This is a genomic window from Marasmitruncus massiliensis (assembly GCF_900186535.1).
In the GTDB taxonomy this organism is placed as follows: domain Bacteria; phylum Bacillota; class Clostridia; order Oscillospirales; family Ruminococcaceae; genus Anaerotruncus; species Anaerotruncus massiliensis_A.
This window is the reverse complement of record NZ_FYDE01000005.1, coordinates 233,228-253,633: the sequence shown is the minus strand read 5'-3', so window position 1 is coordinate 253,633 and position 20,406 is coordinate 233,228. Positions and strand designations below refer to the sequence as shown.

At 50.7% G+C, this 20,406-nt stretch carries 22 protein-coding genes and 1 tRNA gene; 10 read left to right on the top strand and 13 right to left on the bottom strand.

The genetic code is table 11. The features are described 5' to 3' along the window. Window positions 1–2 precede the first annotated feature (2 nt). The 5 genes from C1A10_RS09280 to C1A10_RS09260 all read right to left on the bottom strand — a co-directional run bounded on the left by C1A10_RS09280 (window position 3) and on the right by C1A10_RS09260 (window position 5,285). On the bottom strand, window positions 3–305 hold the full coding sequence (locus C1A10_RS09280; protein ID WP_101910009.1) for a hypothetical protein: 303 nt from the start codon (window positions 303–305) through the stop codon (window positions 3–5). Continuing rightward, entirely contained in the window at window positions 305–3,445 is a 3,141-nt protein-coding gene (locus C1A10_RS09275) for a DEAD/DEAH box helicase (protein WP_101910008.1), read from the bottom strand. Before C1A10_RS09275 ends, C1A10_RS09280 begins: the two co-directional genes overlap by 1 nt. Window positions 3,446–3,448: 3 nt before the next feature. Further along, window positions 3,449–3,652, bottom strand: a complete 204-nt coding sequence (locus C1A10_RS09270) for a helix-turn-helix domain-containing protein (RefSeq protein ID WP_101910007.1) — start codon at window positions 3,650–3,652, stop codon at window positions 3,449–3,451. A 178-nt stretch (window positions 3,653–3,830) separates the two neighbouring features. Continuing rightward, window positions 3,831–4,553 carry a hypothetical protein gene (locus C1A10_RS09265; protein WP_101910006.1) on the bottom strand — a complete coding sequence of 241 codons (723 nt, stop codon included), beginning with the start codon at window positions 4,551–4,553 and terminating at the stop codon, window positions 3,831–3,833. A 72-nt stretch (window positions 4,554–4,625) separates the two neighbouring features. Further along, window positions 4,626–5,285 (bottom strand): sigma-70 family RNA polymerase sigma factor, encoded by a 660-nt coding sequence (locus C1A10_RS09260; protein WP_101910005.1) that lies wholly within the window; start codon window positions 5,283–5,285, stop codon window positions 4,626–4,628. 123 nt (window positions 5,286–5,408) lie between these two features. Between C1A10_RS09260 and C1A10_RS09255 the strand changes: the two genes are divergently transcribed. The 3 genes from C1A10_RS09255 to C1A10_RS09245 all read left to right on the top strand — a co-directional run bounded on the left by C1A10_RS09255 (window position 5,409) and on the right by C1A10_RS09245 (window position 7,547). After that, window positions 5,409–5,627: a helix-turn-helix domain-containing protein gene (locus C1A10_RS09255; RefSeq protein ID WP_101910004.1), complete on the top strand. Its 219-nt coding sequence runs from the start codon at window positions 5,409–5,411 to the stop codon at window positions 5,625–5,627. 99 nt (window positions 5,628–5,726) lie between these two features. After that, window positions 5,727–6,953, top strand: coding sequence for a tyrosine-type recombinase/integrase (locus C1A10_RS09250; protein WP_101910003.1), 1,227 nt, complete (start codon window positions 5,727–5,729; stop codon window positions 6,951–6,953). Between the two features lie 9 nt (window positions 6,954–6,962). Next, window positions 6,963–7,547 (top strand): DNA-binding protein, encoded by a 585-nt coding sequence (locus C1A10_RS09245; RefSeq protein WP_101910002.1) that lies wholly within the window; start codon window positions 6,963–6,965, stop codon window positions 7,545–7,547. Window positions 7,548–7,735: 188 nt separating this feature from the next. Here the strand turns inward: C1A10_RS09245 and C1A10_RS09240 are convergent, their stop codons facing one another. Beyond that, the gene (locus C1A10_RS09240) at window positions 7,736–8,167 is read right to left on the bottom strand and encodes a YkvA family protein (protein WP_101910001.1); all 432 of its coding nucleotides are present in this window, start codon (window positions 8,165–8,167) and stop codon (window positions 7,736–7,738) included. Window positions 8,168–8,315: 148 nt separating this feature from the next. Next, window positions 8,316–8,401, bottom strand: a tRNA-Ser gene (locus tag C1A10_RS09235). 1,030 nt (window positions 8,402–9,431) lie between these two features. On the opposite strand from C1A10_RS09235, the gene C1A10_RS09230 reads away from it, so the two are divergent. After that, complete coding sequence (locus C1A10_RS09230; protein ID WP_101910000.1) at window positions 9,432–10,277, top strand: transketolase; 846 nt, start codon at window positions 9,432–9,434, stop codon at window positions 10,275–10,277. Window position 10,278: 1 nt separating this feature from the next. Continuing rightward, window positions 10,279–11,226, top strand: coding sequence for a transketolase family protein (locus C1A10_RS09225; protein WP_101909999.1), 948 nt, complete (start codon window positions 10,279–10,281; stop codon window positions 11,224–11,226). A gap of 77 nt (window positions 11,227–11,303) precedes the next feature. Here the strand turns inward: C1A10_RS09225 and C1A10_RS09220 are convergent, their stop codons facing one another. From C1A10_RS09220 to C1A10_RS09195, 6 genes are read right to left on the bottom strand one after another with little or no spacing between them, the layout of a single operon-like run. Next, entirely contained in the window at window positions 11,304–11,663 is a 360-nt protein-coding gene (locus tag C1A10_RS09220; protein ID WP_101909998.1) for a NusG domain II-containing protein, read from the bottom strand. Continuing rightward, entirely contained in the window at window positions 11,660–12,370 is a 711-nt protein-coding gene (locus C1A10_RS09215) for a PHP domain-containing protein (RefSeq protein ID WP_242968899.1), read from the bottom strand. Before C1A10_RS09215 ends, C1A10_RS09220 begins: the two co-directional genes overlap by 4 nt. Continuing rightward, the gene (locus C1A10_RS09210; RefSeq protein ID WP_101909997.1) at window positions 12,367–12,702 is read right to left on the bottom strand and encodes a hypothetical protein; all 336 of its coding nucleotides are present in this window, start codon (window positions 12,700–12,702) and stop codon (window positions 12,367–12,369) included. Before C1A10_RS09210 ends, C1A10_RS09215 begins: the two co-directional genes overlap by 4 nt. A gap of 41 nt (window positions 12,703–12,743) precedes the next feature. Continuing rightward, window positions 12,744–14,072 (bottom strand): [Fe-Fe] hydrogenase large subunit C-terminal domain-containing protein, encoded by a 1,329-nt coding sequence (locus C1A10_RS09205; RefSeq protein WP_101909996.1) that lies wholly within the window; start codon window positions 14,070–14,072, stop codon window positions 12,744–12,746. Window positions 14,073–14,110: 38 nt separating this feature from the next. Further along, window positions 14,111–14,536 (bottom strand): ATP-binding protein, encoded by a 426-nt coding sequence (locus C1A10_RS09200; protein ID WP_101909995.1) that lies wholly within the window; start codon window positions 14,534–14,536, stop codon window positions 14,111–14,113. Further along, a complete protein-coding gene (locus C1A10_RS09195) occupies window positions 14,529–14,885 on the bottom strand; it encodes a DRTGG domain-containing protein (protein ID WP_101909994.1) in 357 nt (118 codons plus the stop codon). Before C1A10_RS09195 ends, C1A10_RS09200 begins: the two co-directional genes overlap by 8 nt. 458 nt (window positions 14,886–15,343) lie before the next feature. Here C1A10_RS09195 and C1A10_RS09190 point away from each other — a divergent pair, with 458 nt between their 5' ends. From C1A10_RS09190 to C1A10_RS09170, 5 genes are read left to right on the top strand one after another with little or no spacing between them, the layout of a single operon-like run. Then, window positions 15,344–15,841 (top strand): NADH-quinone oxidoreductase subunit NuoE family protein, encoded by a 498-nt coding sequence (locus C1A10_RS09190; RefSeq protein ID WP_101909993.1) that lies wholly within the window; start codon window positions 15,344–15,346, stop codon window positions 15,839–15,841. 3 nt (window positions 15,842–15,844) lie between these two features. Further along, on the top strand, window positions 15,845–16,399 hold the full coding sequence (locus C1A10_RS09185; protein WP_101909992.1) for an ATP-binding protein: 555 nt from the start codon (window positions 15,845–15,847) through the stop codon (window positions 16,397–16,399). Window positions 16,400–16,450: 51 nt separating this feature from the next. Continuing rightward, the gene (locus C1A10_RS09180; protein ID WP_101909991.1) at window positions 16,451–16,822 is read left to right on the top strand and encodes a (2Fe-2S) ferredoxin domain-containing protein; all 372 of its coding nucleotides are present in this window, start codon (window positions 16,451–16,453) and stop codon (window positions 16,820–16,822) included. Window positions 16,823–16,842: 20 nt separating this feature from the next. After that, window positions 16,843–18,630 carry an NADH-quinone oxidoreductase subunit NuoF gene (locus C1A10_RS09175; RefSeq protein WP_101909990.1) on the top strand — a complete coding sequence of 596 codons (1,788 nt, stop codon included), beginning with the start codon at window positions 16,843–16,845 and terminating at the stop codon, window positions 18,628–18,630. An 18-nt stretch (window positions 18,631–18,648) separates the two neighbouring features. Beyond that, entirely contained in the window at window positions 18,649–20,391 is a 1,743-nt protein-coding gene (locus C1A10_RS09170) for an NADH-dependent [FeFe] hydrogenase, group A6 (RefSeq protein WP_101909989.1), read from the top strand. Window positions 20,392–20,406 lie beyond the last annotated feature (15 nt).

The window sequence follows — 20,406 nt, the reverse complement described above, 5'->3', positions numbered from 1 at the left end:
ATTTATCTCCCTAATAGTTTTCGGCAATATTCAACTTCAGTTTGCTCAAACATTGCCTTGTATTTATCTTCAACGACGGAATCCTCCATGGTTAGATCCAATCTTCCCATCAAAAGAAGTGTTGTGTATCCATCCGAAGGGTTTCCTGTTGTTATTCCTTTTTGAATCAGTCTTTTTGTGGTGCCGACGCCACCATATTCAGCCAGCATTTGATTGAAATACGTAGGATTATACTTACACTCGTTCTTTGCTGTTCGCATTTTCCTTTGCAACTCTTGTTCAAATTCCTGTTCCAATTGTTTCATTACCCCACCACTAATTTATTTGTTTTCTTCAAGAATTTTGCGGGGATTGGACGCTCCAGCTTCCATGTGATATTCATGGGCTTTGAGCCCTCGTGGGACAGATAGCTGGCCTTGCCAAGATAGGTATAGCTTCCGGCAGTGCCACTCACTCCATCCACCTTAAACTCTCGGACAAACAGTAAAATGTGATTGCCCATTTGCCGATGTCCAATGTATCGCTTGCCTGTGGCAGAGCTGTCTGCTGTGGTGCTTTGGCTCTGCCAATGAAACAGCTCACTGTTAATGGAATAATCGTGGTACATGGTAGTTGGCGAGTAGTCCTTATCCGATTTGTTAAGCGTAATAAAGAAAATGTCCGCCTTTTTATCGCTCAGATATTTCACACCCTCACGCACAGTATTGGGCTTCATAAAGTCCATTGCCACCAATATCTGATCCCTCGTGTAGGTGCAATGCAAATCCAGCGGGCAGTCAAAGCCGATGTCCACCGGCTCGTCGATAAAATTAATCCGGTTGTAATTATAATTCAGCACCTCCAGCAGCTCACCGCACAAGGTTGGGCAAAGCTTAATTGCATTTACACCGTCCATCAGAGAGGAAAAGCCGCATTCTTCAATGGATTTTTGCCACACGGTGAATTGGAGCATTTGCAACATTCGCTTGTCCAGCGGAGAAAACGCTGTTTGCTCGGCGCTAAATATTTTTAGCAAAAACCCAATCCATCGGCGAGAGTCCACGCATGCAAACCGTGCAAAGGCTTTGGTTAGGGTTTCCTCTATTTCCTCTTGGAAATCGTCCTTGACCCCTGCCAGCACGCAAAGCCGCGAGAAGTTATCTCGTGCGTAAATTGTGCGAATGTCCAGATGATAATAGTCCAAGAAGTTCTGTAAATTCAGTGTCAAGCCACTATCCTCGGTAAAGGTTGCAATGCGAGAAACCAGTCCGGCCCTTGCGCCAAAGGAGGCACGAATATTATCCAAAATATATCGCTGTGCCTTCCGCTCCAACTGAATGTAGCAGCCCTTTGGCACGGAAACAAAGCCGTCTTTGATTTCCCTTTGCACGCTTTTGGTGGAATTGGACAGCAGTGCCGCAAACTTATCCTCGAAGTGATACTTTCGGTTCGCCTGCCCGATGAAGTCCAGCACCGTCAAACATTCCTTTTTTTCTGACAGGCGAAGACCACGACCAAGCTGTTGCAAAAACACCGTCAGCGACTCTGTGGGACGCAGGAACAGTACGGTATTCACCTCGGGAATGTCCACTCCCTCGTTGTACAAATCTACCACGAAAATAAAGCGAACCTTGCCACTTACCAAACTTTTCTTAGCGGTGTTTCGATCCTCGTCCGGCGAATTTCCAGTTAAGTATATAGAGGGAATGTTGTGGGCATTAAAATAATCACTCATGAATTGTGCGTGCTCCACCCCAACGCAGAAGCCCAGACCCTTCACCTCGTCAAGGTCAGTAACATATTTCAAAATTGAGGAAATTACCATATCCGCCCGGCGGTTTGCCACGGCACCACTGATGGTGTACAAATTAGTGAGCTCCTTCTTGTCATACCCGCCACGCACCCATTTCAGCGTGTCCAAGTCCACATTGTCGGTGACACCGAAATATTGGAATGGACAAAGGAGCTTACGGTCGATGGCTTCTGGCAGACGGATTTCCGCTGCAATGCGGTGGTCAAAGTATTCCAAAATACTTTTGCCGTCCATACGCTCGGGAGTAGCGGTCAGCCCCAACAAAAGTTTGGGCTGGTAATAGGTCAGCAGCTTTTGATAGCTGGGTGCGGCGGCATGGTGAAACTCATCTACTACAATGTAATCGTAATAACTCGCAGAGGTTTTGTCCCAAAATTCCGAGGAATTGAGAGTTTGAATAGACACAAAGAGGTAATCAATCCGCTCGGGCTTATGGCCACCCACAAACATTTCACCAAAGTTGTGATCCTTAAGTACCCCACGGAAAGTATACATACTTTGCTTTAGGATTTCTTCTCGATGTGCCACAAACAGCAATCTGCACGTCTTCCCTTGATTTTGCTTACAAAAGCGCTTGTAATCAAAGGCGGAAATGACCGTTTTTCCGGTTCCAGTTGCTGCCACCACCAAATTTTTGTAGTAGCCTCTAACCGTACGTTCTGCCTCTAATTGATCCAAAATCTCCTGCTGGTAGGAATAGGGTGTAACATCAAAAGTGAACGTCACCTCGCTGTTGCTGTCAAAATATTTTTCTGCCTTTAAGGCTCTGGCAAGCCGTTCCCGTTGATTCTCGGCATAATATTCAAACTCGCTGCTGTTCCAATAGCTGTCAAAGGTGGCTTTGATTTTCTCGATAGTTTCGGGTAAATCCTTTCTCGTCACCTTAACGTTCCACTCCAGACCGCTGGAAATTGCCACGTTTGAGAGGTTGGAAGAACCTACATAGGCAGTTGTAAAGCCTGTATCTCGATAAAACACATAGGTTTTGGCATGCAGTCTGGTGCTTTTGGTGTTGTAGCTCACCTTGATTTGCGTATTTGGGAGTTTGCGAAGTTCCTCGACTGCTTTTACATCGGTAGCACCCATATAAGATGTGGTGATGATGCGAAGCTCACCGCCGTTTTTAGTAAATTCCGAAAGCTCCTCTATAATCAGGCGCAAGCCACTCCACTTGATAAAGCTCACCAGCATATCAATCTTGTTTGCAGATACAATTTCCTTTTTTAGTTCGCTGAACATTTGAGGTTCGTGAATGGCTCCTGTAAACAAACTGCTTTGGGCAATGGAGGTTTCGGGACGGATAATGTTTGCCTTTTCGTTTAAAGCAAGCACACTATTTTTCCTGTCTAAAAGCGCAAGAAGCTGCTCGGCACGCTCGTGAATTTTCAGCGTGTCAAAGTCAGCTTCTTTTGTTTCGTTTATAATTGTGGTTACAATTTTATTGGCAAGGTCAATTTGAGCAGGGGTGTCACCGCCATTATCTCGAACGTTATCAAAACCCTTTTGGATAATATCGGTGATATACTGTGCTAAAATCTTTGAGGACTCCGCCTTGTCGATGGCCCCAGTTTGGGAGAGCTTGTCGGTTAATTCTGAAAGCTCGGTATGTATCTCTTTGTTGATAACCTGCTCATAAAGGCCGTTTTTCAGCATGATTTATCCCTCCGTAATCTCCATAATGTCCTCCACCTTACTGTTCCGTGCTTTACAGATTTTCTTCAAAACCTCGGTGGAAACATATCCACCCTTGTCCATTTTGGTGACTGTGACAGTGCTGATAGTGGAAAGGCGGCACAGTTCTTTTTTTATTAAATCTCTATCAATCGGTAGCTTCCACAATTTTTTATAGCTAACAGCCATGGGAACATGCTCGCTTTCTCTGCTTTGATATAAACAAAGACCTGCCAAGGTGGCAGGTCTAACATTTCATCATTTCTGCCAATCACAACAACGGATTTCGACAGTGTTGTATATTATTTTACCACATTCAGGCAATGAAGGCAACAGCTAATAATGTGTTCGCATGAATAATGCAATTCTATTTACTTGTTGTTTTCTCCCGAAACACCTTTACATTAAAGTAATTCCTACACTTCACGCTGCAAAACTCGCTTTTCTGGTGGGGATTGAAATATACCGTACCGCAATTTTTGCAGACCTTGAGCGGTGTGGCAGTATCAGTCACTGCCAGCCCATAGGCAAGGTACAGCACATCAATCAGATCGTCCGGCTGCCACGCCATTTGCGGCGGGCAGGTAGCAGTCAGGCGGTAGCTTAACCCGCTGGGGATAGGCTGAGTGGTCAGTGTTGCAAGGTCGGCTTGCAGATGCTTTGACAGCTGCGTCGGCAGTTCTCCTCTGGTGGAGAGAAAATGCAGATACAGCTTTTGAAACTCCGCTGTAAAATGGCCGGGTTCCTCGCCGTATTCCTGACTGCTATGTTCCTTGCGAGCAGGGGAAACATTCCCGCCTTTCAGCGGAAACACTCGGCTGCCGCTACTTTTGTGTAATCCAAGCAAGCCATGCTTCTGCACAAAAGCAAGACAGACATGCTCTACGTCGTCCGATTTCTGATAGACAGCCTTGCCAAGGTTTAGAGCATCCGTCAGTAGCTCCTGCAAGCTTTCGGTGCTGCTGTATGGAATTGCAGTGGCATCAGCAGTGGGCATAATATAGCGACCGTTCAGAACATCTGCTATTTCATAGGCTGACCATCGCACCCACATTGCGTTGAAAGTGGGAAATATATTTTTTAGTTCCATCGGTGAACCTCCAATTTTGTAATTGATGTAATTACTATATCACATTTCTTGTGGCATATCAATTTGTAACTGTTATGCTGCTTGTCCCAGAACTGCTTTTTTCAGCTTGGGGTAAATCCAGCAGCTGATGCCCCATCCAATTGCGAACGTGGGGAATACCAGGATAAGCAAAATTGCTGTGGCGGCGACGATAGAGGCCTCCCCACGATTATCCAGCAAAACCTCACGCATCCTTTCATAGGTTCTTTGCAAAATGTCTCGCACATTGCGGTCTGTGGTGCCCAACCGCTTTGCAATCTCGCTATTTTTCATTTTCTTGACGATGCTCATGTGAACCACCTCCTGCTGGCGAGGTGTCAGGTTCTTGAGCTCATTGGCAAGCTTCTCATCACTTACCAACTGAAACAAATCCTCCGGACTATGAGAAAACATATGATTAATCCAGCGGTCAGTTGGGTCGTTTGGTTGGTTTCCTCTTTGAGGCCTTAGCGTGGCCTCTTTCTTTTTCCGCTTTTCCAGTACAGTATCGGTATTTCTCAAATCACTATTTGCCATGTGGCGGCGATAGAGGTTAATGGTGTCACGATCCATTTGCTGTAGCTCTCGCTCATTCTCTTCTGCCCATTGTGATACCTCGCTATTCTCGCTGTTCAAATAGCTCTCGGCAGATACCTCTGGGTCAATGTGGTTACCCCACAAGCGGGTTTGCTTTTCTTTTTCAAACATCTTCATTCGTGTCCCTCACTTTCCAACTTCCGATTTTCACTTTCTCAACGTCTATATATTAGACTCATTTGTAATTGATGTAATTATAATATACTATTACATTTTATATTTGTCAAGAGGGGGAATGGGATGAACAGAGAAGAGAAAATGGCAAAGCAGTATGGTTTGATGTTTAGGGACTATCCTGATGCCGTTACACCAGAGCAGGTGCAGCAGATGCTTGGCATTGGACGGAGAAAAACCTATGACCTGCTGAAAAGTGGCGAGCTGGCTGGTATTCGCATGGGGCGAATTTACCGTGTGCCGAAGCTGGCGGTCATCGACTATCTATGCGGAAATACCCAGTGAAAACTTTATAACCGAAACGACTTGCAAAAAGCGTCTGCCCAAGGTAACATCACAACACCTTGGGCAGACGCTCATTTATTTTAAGAACGGAGGACTAAGATGAAACAGAAAAACCGCCCTGTTACGGGCAGCTTAAAGGAGCGAAACGGCAAGTATACCGCTGTGATTAATGCTTACGATGAAAACGGTAAGCGGCAGCAAAAGTATCACGCCCTTGGCATTCCCACCAAAGGCAACAAGCGTAAGGCGGAGGCGGCTTTGCAGGATCTTTTGCGCCAGTATGAAAGCGAAGAAATCAAAACTGAACGGGCAAAAGCAGAGTCACCGCTATTTGCAGATTTTCTAAAAGAGTGGCTGGAGCTGACCGCCCCGACTATCGAGCGCACCACCTACCAAAGCTATAAAAGCATGATTGATGCTCGCTTGGATAGCTTTTTTAGAGAACGCAAGCTGCATTTGGACGAGGTAGAAGCACGGCATATCCGTGAACTTCACCAGTCTATCTTTGCCGACGGCTGCAATGCCAATTCGGTCATTCACTACCATGCAGTGGTGCGCAAGGCACTGCAATATGCGGTGAAAAATGAACTGATTGCTAACAATCCTGCAGATAAGGTTGACAGACCGAAAAAGAATAAATACCTTGCTTCCTTTTATAGCAAGTCGGAACTAACCACATTATTTGAAGCCACCAAGGATGACCCTGTGGCAATCGTCATTCAGCTTGCCGCTTTTTACGGGCTACGGCGCAGCGAGGTGCTGGGGCTTCGCTGGAGCAGTATCGACTTTGTGCAAAACACCTTGTCGGTGAATCACAAGGTGACCGAGGGCAAGGTGGACGGCAAGGTGACTATTTTTACCGAGGACAAGCTGAAAACAAAATCCAGCTTTCGCACCCTACCACTGATTCCCTGTGTGCGGGAGCTGCTATTCGCCGCCAAGGAAAAACAGGCAGAATACAAGGCGTTGTTCAAAGGCTCTTATTGCAAGGACTACGAGGATTATATCTGTGTTGACCAAATGGGAAAGCTCTTTCGCCCCAACTACATCACCGACCATTTTAAGCTGCTGTTGACGCAAAATGGGCTACGGAAAATTCGCTTCCATGACCTCAGACATAGCTGTGCCAGCTTACTTTTGGCGCAGGGCATTGCCATGAAACAGATTCAGGATTGGCTGGGACATTCCACGTTTAACACCACAGCAGATATCTACTCCCACCTCGATTTTAGCTCCAAACAGGATTCTGCCAATGCGATTAGTGCGGCGCTGAACCCTTTACAAGAGGAGCCGGAGGAGCAGCCGGGCATGACCATGCAGGTGTAGGAGTAAGCTATGGATTATGAAAAGCTAAGGGAAGAGTACCCCGAAGTGATAACAATGGAGCAGCTTTATCGGATTGCACACATCAGCAAGCGGAAAGCAAATTGGCTACTCACTAACGGCATTATCCCCTGCGAGGACAGCGGCAAAAAGACACGGCGGTTCAAGATCAAACTTGATGATGTCATTGATTATTTGCAGAAGGCACAAGGCGGAACGCTCGATGTGTCAATTCCAAGCGGCATATTTGCAAGCGGAGCTACCAGCAAACCTCCCCAAGAATATCTTGATTGCGATGAGTTGAAAGAACAATTTCTTGCCGATTGGTATGATGCGCCCGATATGCTCACCATAAAACAGGCAAGTGAGATAAGCGGATATGTGGGGACGAGCATTTTGCGATGGGTAAATCGAAAACAGGTAAAAGGGGTGTTATATCATGAGCGATATTTGGTTTCAAAAGAGTCACTTGCCGACTTTCTGTCATCCAAGGACGGACAGGACATTGTGCAAAAATCGGAGTTTCATCAAGGTGTAATAGCAGAATTTATGGCAGAACAGAAAAACAGCGGCATGGAATTTACCATGTCGCTGTGAGATTTTAACTGTTTCTTAAGTATCGAATGACTATCCAAATAAGCCATATTCAACCTGTGCAAATACCAGTATAAAATCAAATATTAGTCCTAAGAGTCCTCGTTTTTTCAGTTTTACAACCTCCTATTTCAAAAATGGCATTGCAGCCTTTCATAATAGGAGATGTATTTTTTGCAAACTGTAAAGCATTAGATTTCGTCGATTATTTGCTTACCGTTATCTTTGCGCCATGTCTTATAATCCTCAATCTCAGTATGCAATGTTTTGAGTGCCCATAGAAATACTGCTACATCATCAAGCCAGCCCAATGCCGGAATAAAGTCGGGGATCAAATCAATTGAGGACACAATGTATATTATTGATGCAACGATTAAAACTACTGCACTTATGGGAATGTCGGTGTATTCTTTTTTTATGTAGCTCTTTACTAATGATACCATGCAAGCTAAATCACTTGCATATTTCCCAATGGCGGGAATTGTTTTTAGGATCTTTTCAAGACGTTGAATCAACCTTTCAAATTTATCTTCGCTTTCAATAATTTCCTGGGCTTCACTGCTGTGTGATTCAACAGCTTTAGTTAGCGCTTCTTCATTAAAGAAACTTGTCGTTTCGCTCATAATTGTTTCTCCTTTTTTCTAAATTGATATTTGGGTTCCATTATAAGCTATGTAATTTCTGCGAAAAGATAATTTTTACCAACAACCAAATTATACATCATAAAACAAAAAAGAAAAGCCCAGAAATCATGATGAAATCTGGGCTTTTTGGCGGAGAGTCAGGGATTCGAACCCTGGGTACTGACGTACACAGCATTTCGAGTGCTGCACCTTCGACCACTCGGACAACTCTCCATCTGTTTTCAATCGATTTCCCGACGAAAAAACGAATATTTACTTGTTTGGATAACTGTGAGCAAGCTGTGAGCATAGGCTCTGCTTTCTTGCTTTCTGAGATGGCACAAACCCTGTATTCATGCGGGTTTGCGGCGATGGGGTGAGTAGCGAACCGAGTTGATTTCGAGTCAGTCCCGTTATGACCACTTCGATACCGCTCCGTATTTATCTCATCATCAGGCACCTCGGAAAACGGGGAGAACTGATGGGGAGAACAAGGAAAATTATTAAGTTTTGAGTACCCGAAAAACCCCGTAAAATCAAGGCTTTTTCAAAACAGAGCTACCGAATAGCGACCATGATTTCGAGTCAGGCTCGTTATGACCACTTCGATACGCCTCCATATTCTATTTTAATACACCGAGCCTTTCGTAGAAGTCAAGGCAAAGTGTAGAAAAACCGTAGAAATCGGTAAAAAGCTAAATTTTCAAAATCCCGCAAACCCGCAGAAACTCAAGGGTTTCCCGCATTTTCAAGGCAACTGACCGAGTGGATTTCGAGTGCGACCCCTTCACCACTTGGGTACTTCTCCAGATAGTATGAACTTGTAAGACCGTCCCGGATAGAACTCGGATAGAACAGCCCCAAAACTTGAGGCTACTCGAACTCCGGGAGCGGGAAAAACGCTGGTTTCATGCGGCTTCCGGGCTGTGACACTTCCACTCGACCTACTTCATTTCGAGTGCGGCTCGTTACAGCCACTTCAATACGCTTCCATGTATATATGAAACATAATGTCAGTCTTTTAAGCATCTGAACAGTATGATATACATGCCAAGCCTCTGCAACAGGTTATTATTATACCCGAATCTTTTGGCAAAGTCAATCCTGCTTTTGTGCATCCAGCGCTAATCCTCCAGAAAATCTGGCATATGCTTGATATTTCACAAACTGTGTATTATCATAATGAATGGTTGGATGAGAGTATTCCAGAATATGGGAATCATACATTCAAAGCAGTTATTTTAAAGGTGAAAGGATGACCAGAATGGAGCAAAAACGCGCTAAGGAACTGTCAGTAACCGCTGCCAAAATCCGGCTGGCCGCGATGGACGCGGTTTATACCGCAGCATCGGGCCATATCGGCGGTTCTCTGTCAATTGCAGACCTGTTAACCGTACTGTACTTTGAGAAGATGCATGTGGACCCCAAAAGCCCTAAAGATCCCGACCGCGACCGCTTTGTCCTTTCAAAAGGACATTGCACGCCCGCGCTGTATGCAGCGCTTGCCCTGCGCGGTTATTTCCCCGAAGAGGATCTGAAGCTGTTTCGCAGTATTGAGGGACATTACTCGGGCCATCCCGACATGGTGCATGTAAATGGCGTCGAAATGTCCACCGGTTCTCTGGGACAGGGGCTTTCCGCCGCTGTAGGTATGGCGCTTGCCGGAAAAATTGACGGCAAAACTTATCGTGTTTATGCGGCGATGGGCGACGGCGAGATCGAGGAAGGCCAGATCTGGGAGGCCGGAATGGCTGCCGCGAAATTCCATCTGGACAATCTCTGCGGCATCATCGACGTGAACGGCCTGCAGATTGATGGGGGAACTACCGATGTCATGCCTTCGGAACCGCTCGATCAGAAATGGGAGGCATTCGGCTGGAATGTGATCAAAATTGACGGCCACAATCTGGCTGAGATTTCTGATGCTATCGACGCGGCAGCAGCCTGCAAAGACAAACCGACGATGATCCTTGCAAGGACCGTAAAAGGCAAGGGCGTATCCTATATGGAAAACAACGCGGGATGGCATGGAAAAGCGCCCAACAGTGAACAGTATGAACTGGCGCGCGCAGAACTGGTAAAAACTTTGAGCGATTTGGAGGGGAAATAAGATGGGAGAAGTGATTGCAACCCGTGCCGCTTACGGAAAAGCACTCGTGAAATTCGGCGGCAGCAATTCGAATCTGGTTGTGCTTGACGCCGACCTTTCATCCGCCACCATGACCAACGGCTTTGCAAAGGCTTATCCGGAAAAATTCTTTAACATCGGCATCGCCGAGGCAAACATGATGGGAATTGCCGCGGGCCTTGCCACCTGCGGAAAAATCCCGTTTGCCAACTCGTTCGCGATTTTTTCCGCCGGCCGCGCTTATGAACAGGTACGCAATTCCATCGGCTATCCGCATTTGAACGTCAAAGTCGTCGGTTCCCACGGCGGCCTCTCGGTCGGGGAGGACGGCGCCACCCACCAGGCGTTTGAGGATTTCGCGCTGATGCGCGTGATTCCCGGCATGACGGTTCTCTGCCCCTGCGACGGCAATGAAATGGAAGCCGCGGTAGAAGCGTTGCTCAACTATAACGGCCCCGCCTATATGCGGCTCGGACGCCTCGCCGTTGAAACCGTCACCGACTCCATCCCGGGCTACCGTTTTGAAATCGGAAAAGGTGCGGTCCTGGTCGATGGCTCGGATGTCACCGTCATTGCCAACGGCATGATGGTGCAGGAAGCGCTGAAAGCGGCTGAACTGCTGAAGGCGGACGGTATTTCCGCGCGCATCATCGACATGCACACGATCAAGCCTCTGGATACCGATCTGGTGCTGAAAGCCGCCAAAGAAACCGGCTGCATCGTGACCAGTGAGGAGCACAGCATCATCGGAGGACTCGGCGGCGCGGTCTGCGAGTTCCTTTCCGAGCATGATCCGGTACCCGTCGTTAAGCACGGCATCAATGATACCTTCGGGCGTTCGGGTAAAGCGCCTCTGGTGCTGAAAGCGTTTGGTCTTTCTGCCGAAGGAATTGTCGAAAAGGCCAAACTGGCTGTTTCCCTGAAAAAATAACGATCTAACTGAAAAAAGCCGTCCTGCTGATACCAGCAGGACGGCTTTCTGTTCTTTTTGTGATTGGTACTAACGGCTCATTTCAAATCCTTTGCGTCATAACAGACGAGGGTTGTGCGGTTGGGCAGGCAGACCGCGCGGTCGCCCGGATTCTCGCACCAGCCTGCCTTTTCGCAGATGTGGTCGGGGCAGGTGACATTGATAAACCGGATTTTTCCGTCCTGCACTTCAAAGCTGACCGGTTTTCCGGTATCGTCAGAAATCGAAAACAGCTCATCGGGAGCGGTCTCGAGATCAATACGCCGATATTCTTTTGAATTCACCGTAATCACCGCGACGGTATGCCCGATGCGCGGGCGATAGAGCCACACCCCGAACCCCACACAGGCAAGCAGCATGATTACAATCAGGATCAGTTCCTGCTTTTTCAGTTTCATAAAAGACGAGCCGCCAATCCGGAGAAATCTGCCGTATCCAAATGAATACAGTGCTCCCGTTCGGAAATCTGCTCCAGATAGTGCGCGTCCGAACTGGTAATGACAGTATACCATTCTTTTATGGACAAATTATGTCGGTCGGCAAAAAACCGGCTAGGATTTGCTACCTCGACCGTGTGGAATCCGTATTCCGGCGGGATAAACCCAAGGTTCGAGAGGATACTGTAGCTGCTTCGGTCGATGTGGGCGGGATAGCACAGCCCGCCGAACCGGCGCATCAACCCGGATACCTCACCGATTTCGATGGAAGCAGCGTTGACCAGCAGCTTTTTTTCCTGCCCGATGATGCTGTCCTCTTTATCCAGTATCAGCTGGTCGCCGAAGATACGCACGTCGTTTTGGATATCGGGCAGGCGTTCCCACACATAGGAGTCAAACCCCATTGCGCCGTCCAGCGAGGAAAAGAGGCACACCATGTGGATTTCCTCCGCGGTGGTCAGCTCCATTCCGGGCAGTACAGCAATTGGGGCATCTTTTGCCGCATCCATCAGGGCGGGGCAGTTTTTGCAGGAATTATGGTCGGTGAGCGCAATCATATCCAGTTCTTTGAGCAGTGACATGTTTAGAAGGTTATTCACCGTCATGTCATTGTCGCCGCAGGGTGACAGGCAGGAATGGATATGAAGGTCGTAGAACACCGGCTTCACAGCCCGGCCGCCTCCGCGATGGCGCGTGCGGTGTCAAACACCGGCGCGGGGGAGCACAACAGGGCAACTTCATTCTGTCCCGCTTTTTCTATGGCGTCCTGATCGGGCCTGACACCTTCCGCAAACACCACGCAGGCGACATCCGCCAGCCGCGCAACCGCGACCGCGTTCACGTTGCCCATCACCGTAACCCATGCACTTCCGGCAGGGGCCCTGCCCATGACAAAGCTAAGCAGGTCGCAGCAGTAGACGCTTTCTATTTCCCGGGAAAACGTGCCACTCTCTCCGATCATTTCATATCCCAATGCTTTTGCCATCTGTTCTATGGTCAACCGGATCACCTTTCTTCTTTTATAATTGGTACGGCTGTTCTCTATTTGTCCTGTTCCACGTCGGAATTGATGCTTGGGCCCGGCATAAACTGGGACAGGCGGGTCAGCCCGCTGGCAAGGCTGCGCATTTCGTCCCGCAGCTTGAAAATACAGGCCTCCTCCGAGGAAAAGCCCCGCACAATGTCCTCCGCCATTGCTTTGCAGGAGGGGGCGCCGCAGGAGCCGCAGTCCATCCCGTACAGCCGACTTTCAATCTCTTTCATCCGGTTCATCTTTTCCATTGCTACCTTAATATCCGCATCCAGCTCCATGACCGGCTCGTATTCGACCGGCTCGTCCCAGAGCAGCCGGGAAAGGTCGTCGTCTTCGGGAAGGTGGTTGCAGGAGACGGGGCGGTACTTGCGGATGCGCTTCAGCTTGGCTTTCGCCACATAGGGGTTCTCCACATTCAGCACCCCGCCCACGCAGCCGCCCGAGCAGGCGTTCAGCTCCACAAAATCAAGGTCGTAAAATTTCTCATCCTCAAGGTCCTCGAGCACACGGATGACGTTTTCAATCCCGTCGGCGGCGAGAAACCGTTCCTTGAGCGCGGCGGCGGCCTCACCGCCGCTGCTTCCCCAGCCGACCCCCATCCTGCCGGCATTCGCCAGCTCGGCCGAAGAAGGCACCTCCCGCATCAGAGAAATCAGCTTGGGATAAACTTCCCTGATGGCAAGCACGCCGTCCACCCAGCTTTTTTCAGCGCCGAGCGGCATTTTGACCGCCGTCACCTTGGCGGGACAGGGGCTGATAAAGATCGCGCCGATCTGATCCATCGGCAGCCCGGTCTTCTGGGCGGCGGCTTTCTTCGCCATGCGCGCCGCCACCTCAATGGGCGCGTGCATGGGCAGCACGTTCGGCAGCAGCTGCGGGAACCGCACGCGGATCAGCCGCAGAACCGCCGGACAGGCAGAGCTGATGACCGGGCGGGGGATGTCCTCCCGCTGCATATACCTGCGGGTGGCGTCCGAAACCAGTTCCGCCGCTTTTGCCACCTCGTAAACATCATCGAAGCCCATGCGCAGCAGCGCGCCCAGAATCAGGTCGATGTCGTCCAAATTGTTGAACTGCCCGTACAGCGCGGGCGCCGGCAGCGCAATCTTATAGGAAAAGCGGTCCATCACCGTGAGCGGATCGAACAGCGCCTGTTTGGCGTGGTGCGGGCAGACGCGGATGCATTCGCCGCAGTCAATGCAGCGTTCCTTAATAATCACCGCCTTGCCGTTGCGCACGCGGATTGCCTCGGTTGGACAGCGCTTCACACAGTTGATGCAGCCGTGGCATTTGTCACGGTCGAGCGTCACAGAATGAAAAAAATTTGTTGTATCCATGTCGTTCCTCCCGTTGCCGGGAGCCGCGGCGGCTGATGTCAGATTACCTGCACTGTCATATCCACCGTAGTTCCCTCGCCGACCACACTATGGATCTCCATATGGTCGCTGTATTTTTTCATGTTGGGCAGGCCCATGCCCGCGCCGAAGCCGAGGTTGCGCACCGATTCCGGAGCGGTGGACCAGCCCTCCTGCATTGCCAGGGAAATATCCTTGATTCCCGGCCCATGGTCCACCAGTGACATCCGGACAGCCTCCGGTGTGATTTCCACATAGATTTTCCCTCCGCCCCCGTGGATCACCATGTTGATTTCGCCCTCATACATCGAAATCGCCACCTTGCGCACCGCCTCGGAGGAAAGCCCCAGCTTTTTCAGAACGCTCTTCACATCGCCCGAAGCCGCTCCGGCGCGGGTGAAATCGTCCCCCGGGACATCATATTCCATCTTGATCGGTTCAGGCATCGGACTCGCAGCCACCCTTCAGCCCGTTTTCGTATAAAAGCCCGCATGCGGTGAACATCCGGTAAGGCGTGGTCATGAGCGCAATGCCGCGCTCGTTTGCAAGGTCGATGATGCTCTGGTCGGGCTGCTTCCCCCGCACAAAGACAATGCACCGCATATCCATCATGTCGGCGGTACGCACCACCTGGGAATTCACCAGACCTGTGAGAAGCACCGACTGGTCTTTCACGAACGCCAGCACGTCGCTCATCAGGTCACTGCCGCAGGCAGTATGCACCTCCCCCTCATACCAGTCTCCTTTGCAGAGCACATTTGCCTTCAGTATTTTTTCGATCTCCTTGATCAGCATTCTGCCATCCCCCTTTTGCATCAGAATCAGCCCAAATCAGCGGTCATTCCAAAAAAACGAAGTGAGCCGGGCAGCCTTCTGTATAATTGGCCACCCAGAGGCGGCTGCCGCAAAAGCGGCGAGCCGTTGGCTATAATCCGATATAATAATCGTCTTGCGGTTATTATACCATTCGCACAAAAGCATGTGCAATGGATAAAGGCAACAATTAAAGTGAGAAAAGATGTGTAATATGTAAAAGAGAATAGGAGTCATGCAAAATTGGAATGTAACTATACGATTTTTGTTCACTTTACTTAAAAACTAAAATTATCCTGCGATTTTTTAGACTTTTTGACGTAAATGATATAGACTATCCCAAAAGAATCTGATATAATTATAACAATTAAACTGGATTGATGTGCAATAGGGCAATCCGCCCGCTATGCACCCAACATATCCAAGGAGGTTATAAGCGAATGGCGAACACCAAAACAGTGGTTCCTTTCTCCGGCACGAAAGAACAGGAGAAGCGGCTCCTGGAAGTGATCGAGGAGCATAAGGGTCAGAAAGGCGCTTTGATGCCGGTTTTGCAGGCGGCGCAGGAAATCTACGGCTATCTGCCGATTGAAGTGCAAAAAATGGTTTCCGAAGGCTTAAGCATTCCGCTGGAGGAGATCTACGGCGTTGCAACGTTCTATTCCCAGTTTACCCTCAACCCCAAAGGAAAATATAAAATTTCCGTCTGCCTGGGCACTGCCTGTTATGTCAAGGGCTCCGGAGATGTCTTTAACCGTATATCCGAAAAGTTGGGCATTGCCAGCGGTATGTGCACTCCCGACGGCAAGTTCAGCCTGGACGCCTGTCGCTGCATCGGCGCCTGCGGCCTTGCCCCCGTAATGACGATTAATGACGAGGTTTACGGACGTCTTACCGTAGACGACGTGGACACCATTCTGGCGAAGTATGACGATTAAGCCATGATGCAGGAGCTGTCGCTGAATGTGCTGGATGTGGCGGAAAACTCCGTACGGGCAGGCGCGACGCTGATCGGCATTGAAGTGGATGAACAGCCAAAGGATGACCGGCTGATCATTACCATTACCGACAACGGCTGCGGCATGACCGCCGAGCAGACCGCCCATGTGACGGACCCGTTTTTTACCACCCGCACCACCCGGAAGGTAGGTCTGGGCGTACCGTTTTTCAAAATGGCCGCCGAGCTGACGGGCGGTTCCCTGCATATGGAATCCCAGCCGGGGCAGGGCACGACGGTTACTGCCTCGTTCGGCCTTTCACATATCGACAGGATGCCTCTCGGGGATATGGCGGGCACCGTTTGCTCGCTCATACAGTGCAATCCCGCAATTGATTTCGTTTATACACGGCGCTATGGAGAACATTCGTTCGTTGCCGATACCCGCGAATTCCGGAAAACGCTTGGGGAGATCCCGCTCCAAACCCCCGAGGTGCTTGCTTTTATCGGGGAATTCATCCGGGAAAACTCGGCGGAAATCCAAACACAGTGCAATTAATCCGGGACGGGGCGCCGCCCTGTACCCGTAACTGGATGGAGGTCAATCGTAATGAAAAGTTTGGCAGAGCTTCAGGCTCTCAGAGACAAGATGAGAAACAGCATGGGTATCCGCGCTGATGATTCCGGCAACATCCGCGTTGTGGTCGGCATGGCCACCTGCGGCATCGCGGCGGGCGCGCGCCCTGTTCTGCAGGCATTTACAGACGAGGTTGCCAAGCGCGGCCTGCACAATGTAACGATTGCGCAGACAGGCTGCATCGGCATCTGTCAATACGAACCGGTCGTGGAAATCACGGAACCGGGCAAGGAAAAGGTTACTTATGTCAAAATGACCGCTGAAAAGGCGGCTCAGGTGGTTTCCAACCATCTGGTGAACGGCAATGTCATGACGGAATACACCATCGGCGCTGCCGCCAAATAAAGAGAAGGAGGAGCAACATCATGTATCGTTCCCATGTGTTGGTCTGTGGAGGTACAGGCTGTACATCTTCCGGTTCCGAGAAAATCATCAAGGCTTTTGAAGATGAGATTCAGGCGACAGGGCTGACTAACGAGGTAAAAGTGATCAAAACCGGCTGTTTCGGTCTTTGTGCACTCGGCCCTGTGGTGATTATCTACCCGGAAGGCGCATTCTATTCCCGCGTGAAACCCGAGGACATCAAGGAGATCGTGGACGAACACCTGCTGAAAGGCCGTATCGTCAAGCGCCTGCTGTATACCGAAACAGTTCAGGAGGACACGGTCAAATCCCTCAACGAGACCGACTTTTACAAAAAGCAGAAGCGCGTCGCGCTGCGCAACTGCGGTGTCATCAATCCTGAGGACATCAACGAATATATCGCTTATGACGGTTATCAGGCACTCGGAAAGGTGCTCACCGAGCTGAGCCCCGACGATGTGGTCGACATTCTGCTGCGTTCCGGTCTGCGCGGCCGTGGCGGCGCAGGATTCCCGACCGGTAAAAAATGGGCGTTTGCCAAGGCGCAGCCTCCCGGACAGAAATATGTCTGCTGCAACGCCGACGAAGGCGACCCGGGCGCGTTCATGGACCGTTCGGTGCTCGAAGGCGACCCGCACGCCGTCCTGGAAGCCATGGCGATTGCCGGCTACACCATCGGCGCGGATCAGGGCTACATATATGTCCGCGCGGAATATCCGATCGCGGTCAAACGCCTTGAAATCGCCATCAAACAGGCCCGTGAAAACGGCCTGCTGGGTAAAAACATCCTCGGCTCCGGCTTTAATTTTGACATTGAGCTGCGCCTCGGCGCCGGCGCGTTTGTCTGCGGCGAAGAAACCGCTCTGATGACCTCCATCGAAGGCCACCGCGGCGAGCCGCGTCCCCGTCCGCCGTTCCCGGCTGTCAAGGGCCTGTTCGGGCGCCCCTCCATCCTCAACAACGTGGAGACGTATGCCAATATCCCGCAGATCATCCTAAAAGGGGCGGAATGGTTCGCTTCCATGGGAACCGAGAAGTCCAAGGGCACCAAGGTATTCGCACTGGGCGGCAAAATCCACAACACCGGACTTGTTGAAATCCCGATGGGAACCACCCTGCGGGAGATCATCGAGGAAATCGGCGGCGGCATCCCGAACGGCAAAAAGTTCAAGGCAGCCCAGACAGGCGGCCCTTCCGGCGGCTGCATCCCCGCTTCGCTCATCGACACCGAAATCGACTACGATAACCTGATTGCCATCGGCTCGATGATGGGTTCCGGCGGCCTGATCGTCATGGATGAGGACAACTGCATGGTGGATATCGCCAAGTTCTTCCTCGAATTCACCGTTGACGAGAGCTGCGGAAAGTGCACCCCCTGCCGTATCGGCACCAAGCGCCTCTACGAGATGCTGGATAAGATTACCCGCGGACAGGGAACACTGGAAGACCTGGATAAGATGGAAGAACTCTGCCATTATATTAAGGACAACGCACTGTGCGGCCTTGGGCAGACAGCTCCGAACCCGGTGCTTTCCACCCTGCATTACTTCCGTGACGAATATCTGGCGCATGTGGTTGACAAGCGCTGTCCGGCAGGCGTCTGCAAGCACCTGCTCAGCTACAGCATTATCACCGACAAGTGCAAAGGCTGCACCCTGTGCGCCCGCGTTTGCCCTGTCGGCGCGATTTCCGGCGCGGTGAAAACACCGCACGCTATCGACCAGACCAAGTGTATCAAGTGCGGCGCTTGCATGGAAAAATGTAAGTTCGGCGCGATTGTGAAGAAATAAGAAAGGAGTGTACCTGAAATGGAAATGGTCAATGTAAAAATCAACGGTATGCCCTTGTCCGTGCCGAAGAACAGTACGATTCTGGAAGCCGCAAGAATGGCCGGAATTGATATTCCGACACTTTGCTACCTGAAAGAAATCAACGCCATCGGCGCCTGCCGCATCTGTGTTGTGGAGGTCAAGGGCGCAAGGAGCCTCGTTTCCGCCTGTGTCTACCCGGTCGCGGAGGGCATGGAAATTGTCACAAATTCCGACCGTGTTTTCACCGCCAGAAAGCTCTCGCTGGAGCTCATCCTTTCCACCCACAAAAAGGAATGCCTTTCCTGCGTGCGTTCCGACAACTGCGAACTGCAGAAACTCTGCCACGATTTTAAAGTGGACGATGAAAATAAATATGCCGGCAGCAATCCGACCTATCCGGTTGACGATTCCGCCGTGCATATGTTCCGCGACGATAACAAATGCATTCTCTGCCGCCGCTGTGTAGCCGCCTGTTCCAAATGGCAGGGGATCGGCGTCATCGGCCCGAACGAGCGCGGGTTCAAAACCCATATCGGCTGCGCCTTTGAGCAGAACCTGGACGAAGTTGCCTGCGTCTCCTGCGGGCAGTGCATCGTCGTCTGCCCAACTGGCGCAATCGCTGAAAAAGACCAGACTCAGGAGGTCTGGGACGCGCTGGGCGATTCCAAGAAGCATGTGATCGTGCAGACCGCGCCTTCCATCCGCGCGACGCTGGGCGAGGCGTTCGGCTATCCCGTCGGCACCAACGTCCAGGGCAAAATGGTCGCGGCTCTGCGCAGGCTGGGCTTTGACAAGGTATTTGACACCGACCTCGCGGCGGATATGACCATCGTGGAGGAGGCGCATGAGTTTGTGGAGCGCGTCCAGAACGGTGGTGTTTTGCCGATGATCACCTCCTGCTCACCCGGCTGGGTCAACTACTGCGAACATTATTATCCGGATATGATTCCGAACCTTTCCACCTGTAAGTCCCCGCAGCAGATGTTCGGCGCGACCGCCAAGACCTGGTATGCCGAAAAGATGGGCTGGGACCCGAAGGATGTCTTTGTCGTGGGCATCATGCCCTGCACCGCGAAGAAGTTCGAGGTGAAACGCCCCAACGAGGAAGCCGCAGGCGTCCCCGATGTGGACGTCGCCCTGACGACCCGCGAACTTGCACGCATGATCAAACGTGCCGGCATCATGTTCCATACCCTGCCTGACGAGGAATTCGATAATCCTCTGGGCGAAGCCACCGGCGCCGCCGTCATTTTCGGCGCAACCGGGGGCGTAATGGAAGCCGCGCTGCGTACCGCTGCCGAATGGGTCGGCGGAAAGCCTCTCGAGAGTGTCGACTTTAAGGAAGTCCGCGGTATCGAAGGCGTCAAGGAGGCAAGCTACAAGATCGGCGACCTGACGGTGAATGTTGCGGTTGCATCCGGGCTTGCCAACGCCAAGAAGGTACTTGAGAAGGTCAAATCCGGTGAGGCAAACTACCAATTCATCGAGATCATGGGCTGCCCCGGCGGCTGCGTAAACGGCGGCGGACAGCCTGTCCAGCCGGCAAGTGTGCGCAACTTCGTGGACCTCAAGAGCATGCGCGCCAAGGCGCTCTATGACGCCGACGCCAGCAACCCGCTCCGCAAAAGCCATGAAAATCCCGCTTTGCTCAAGATTTATGAGGATTATTTCGGTGAGTTCGGAAGCCATCTCGCACATAAAATTCTCCACACCTCTTATGTGGAGCGCGAAAAATTCTAAAACAATAAAAAGCCG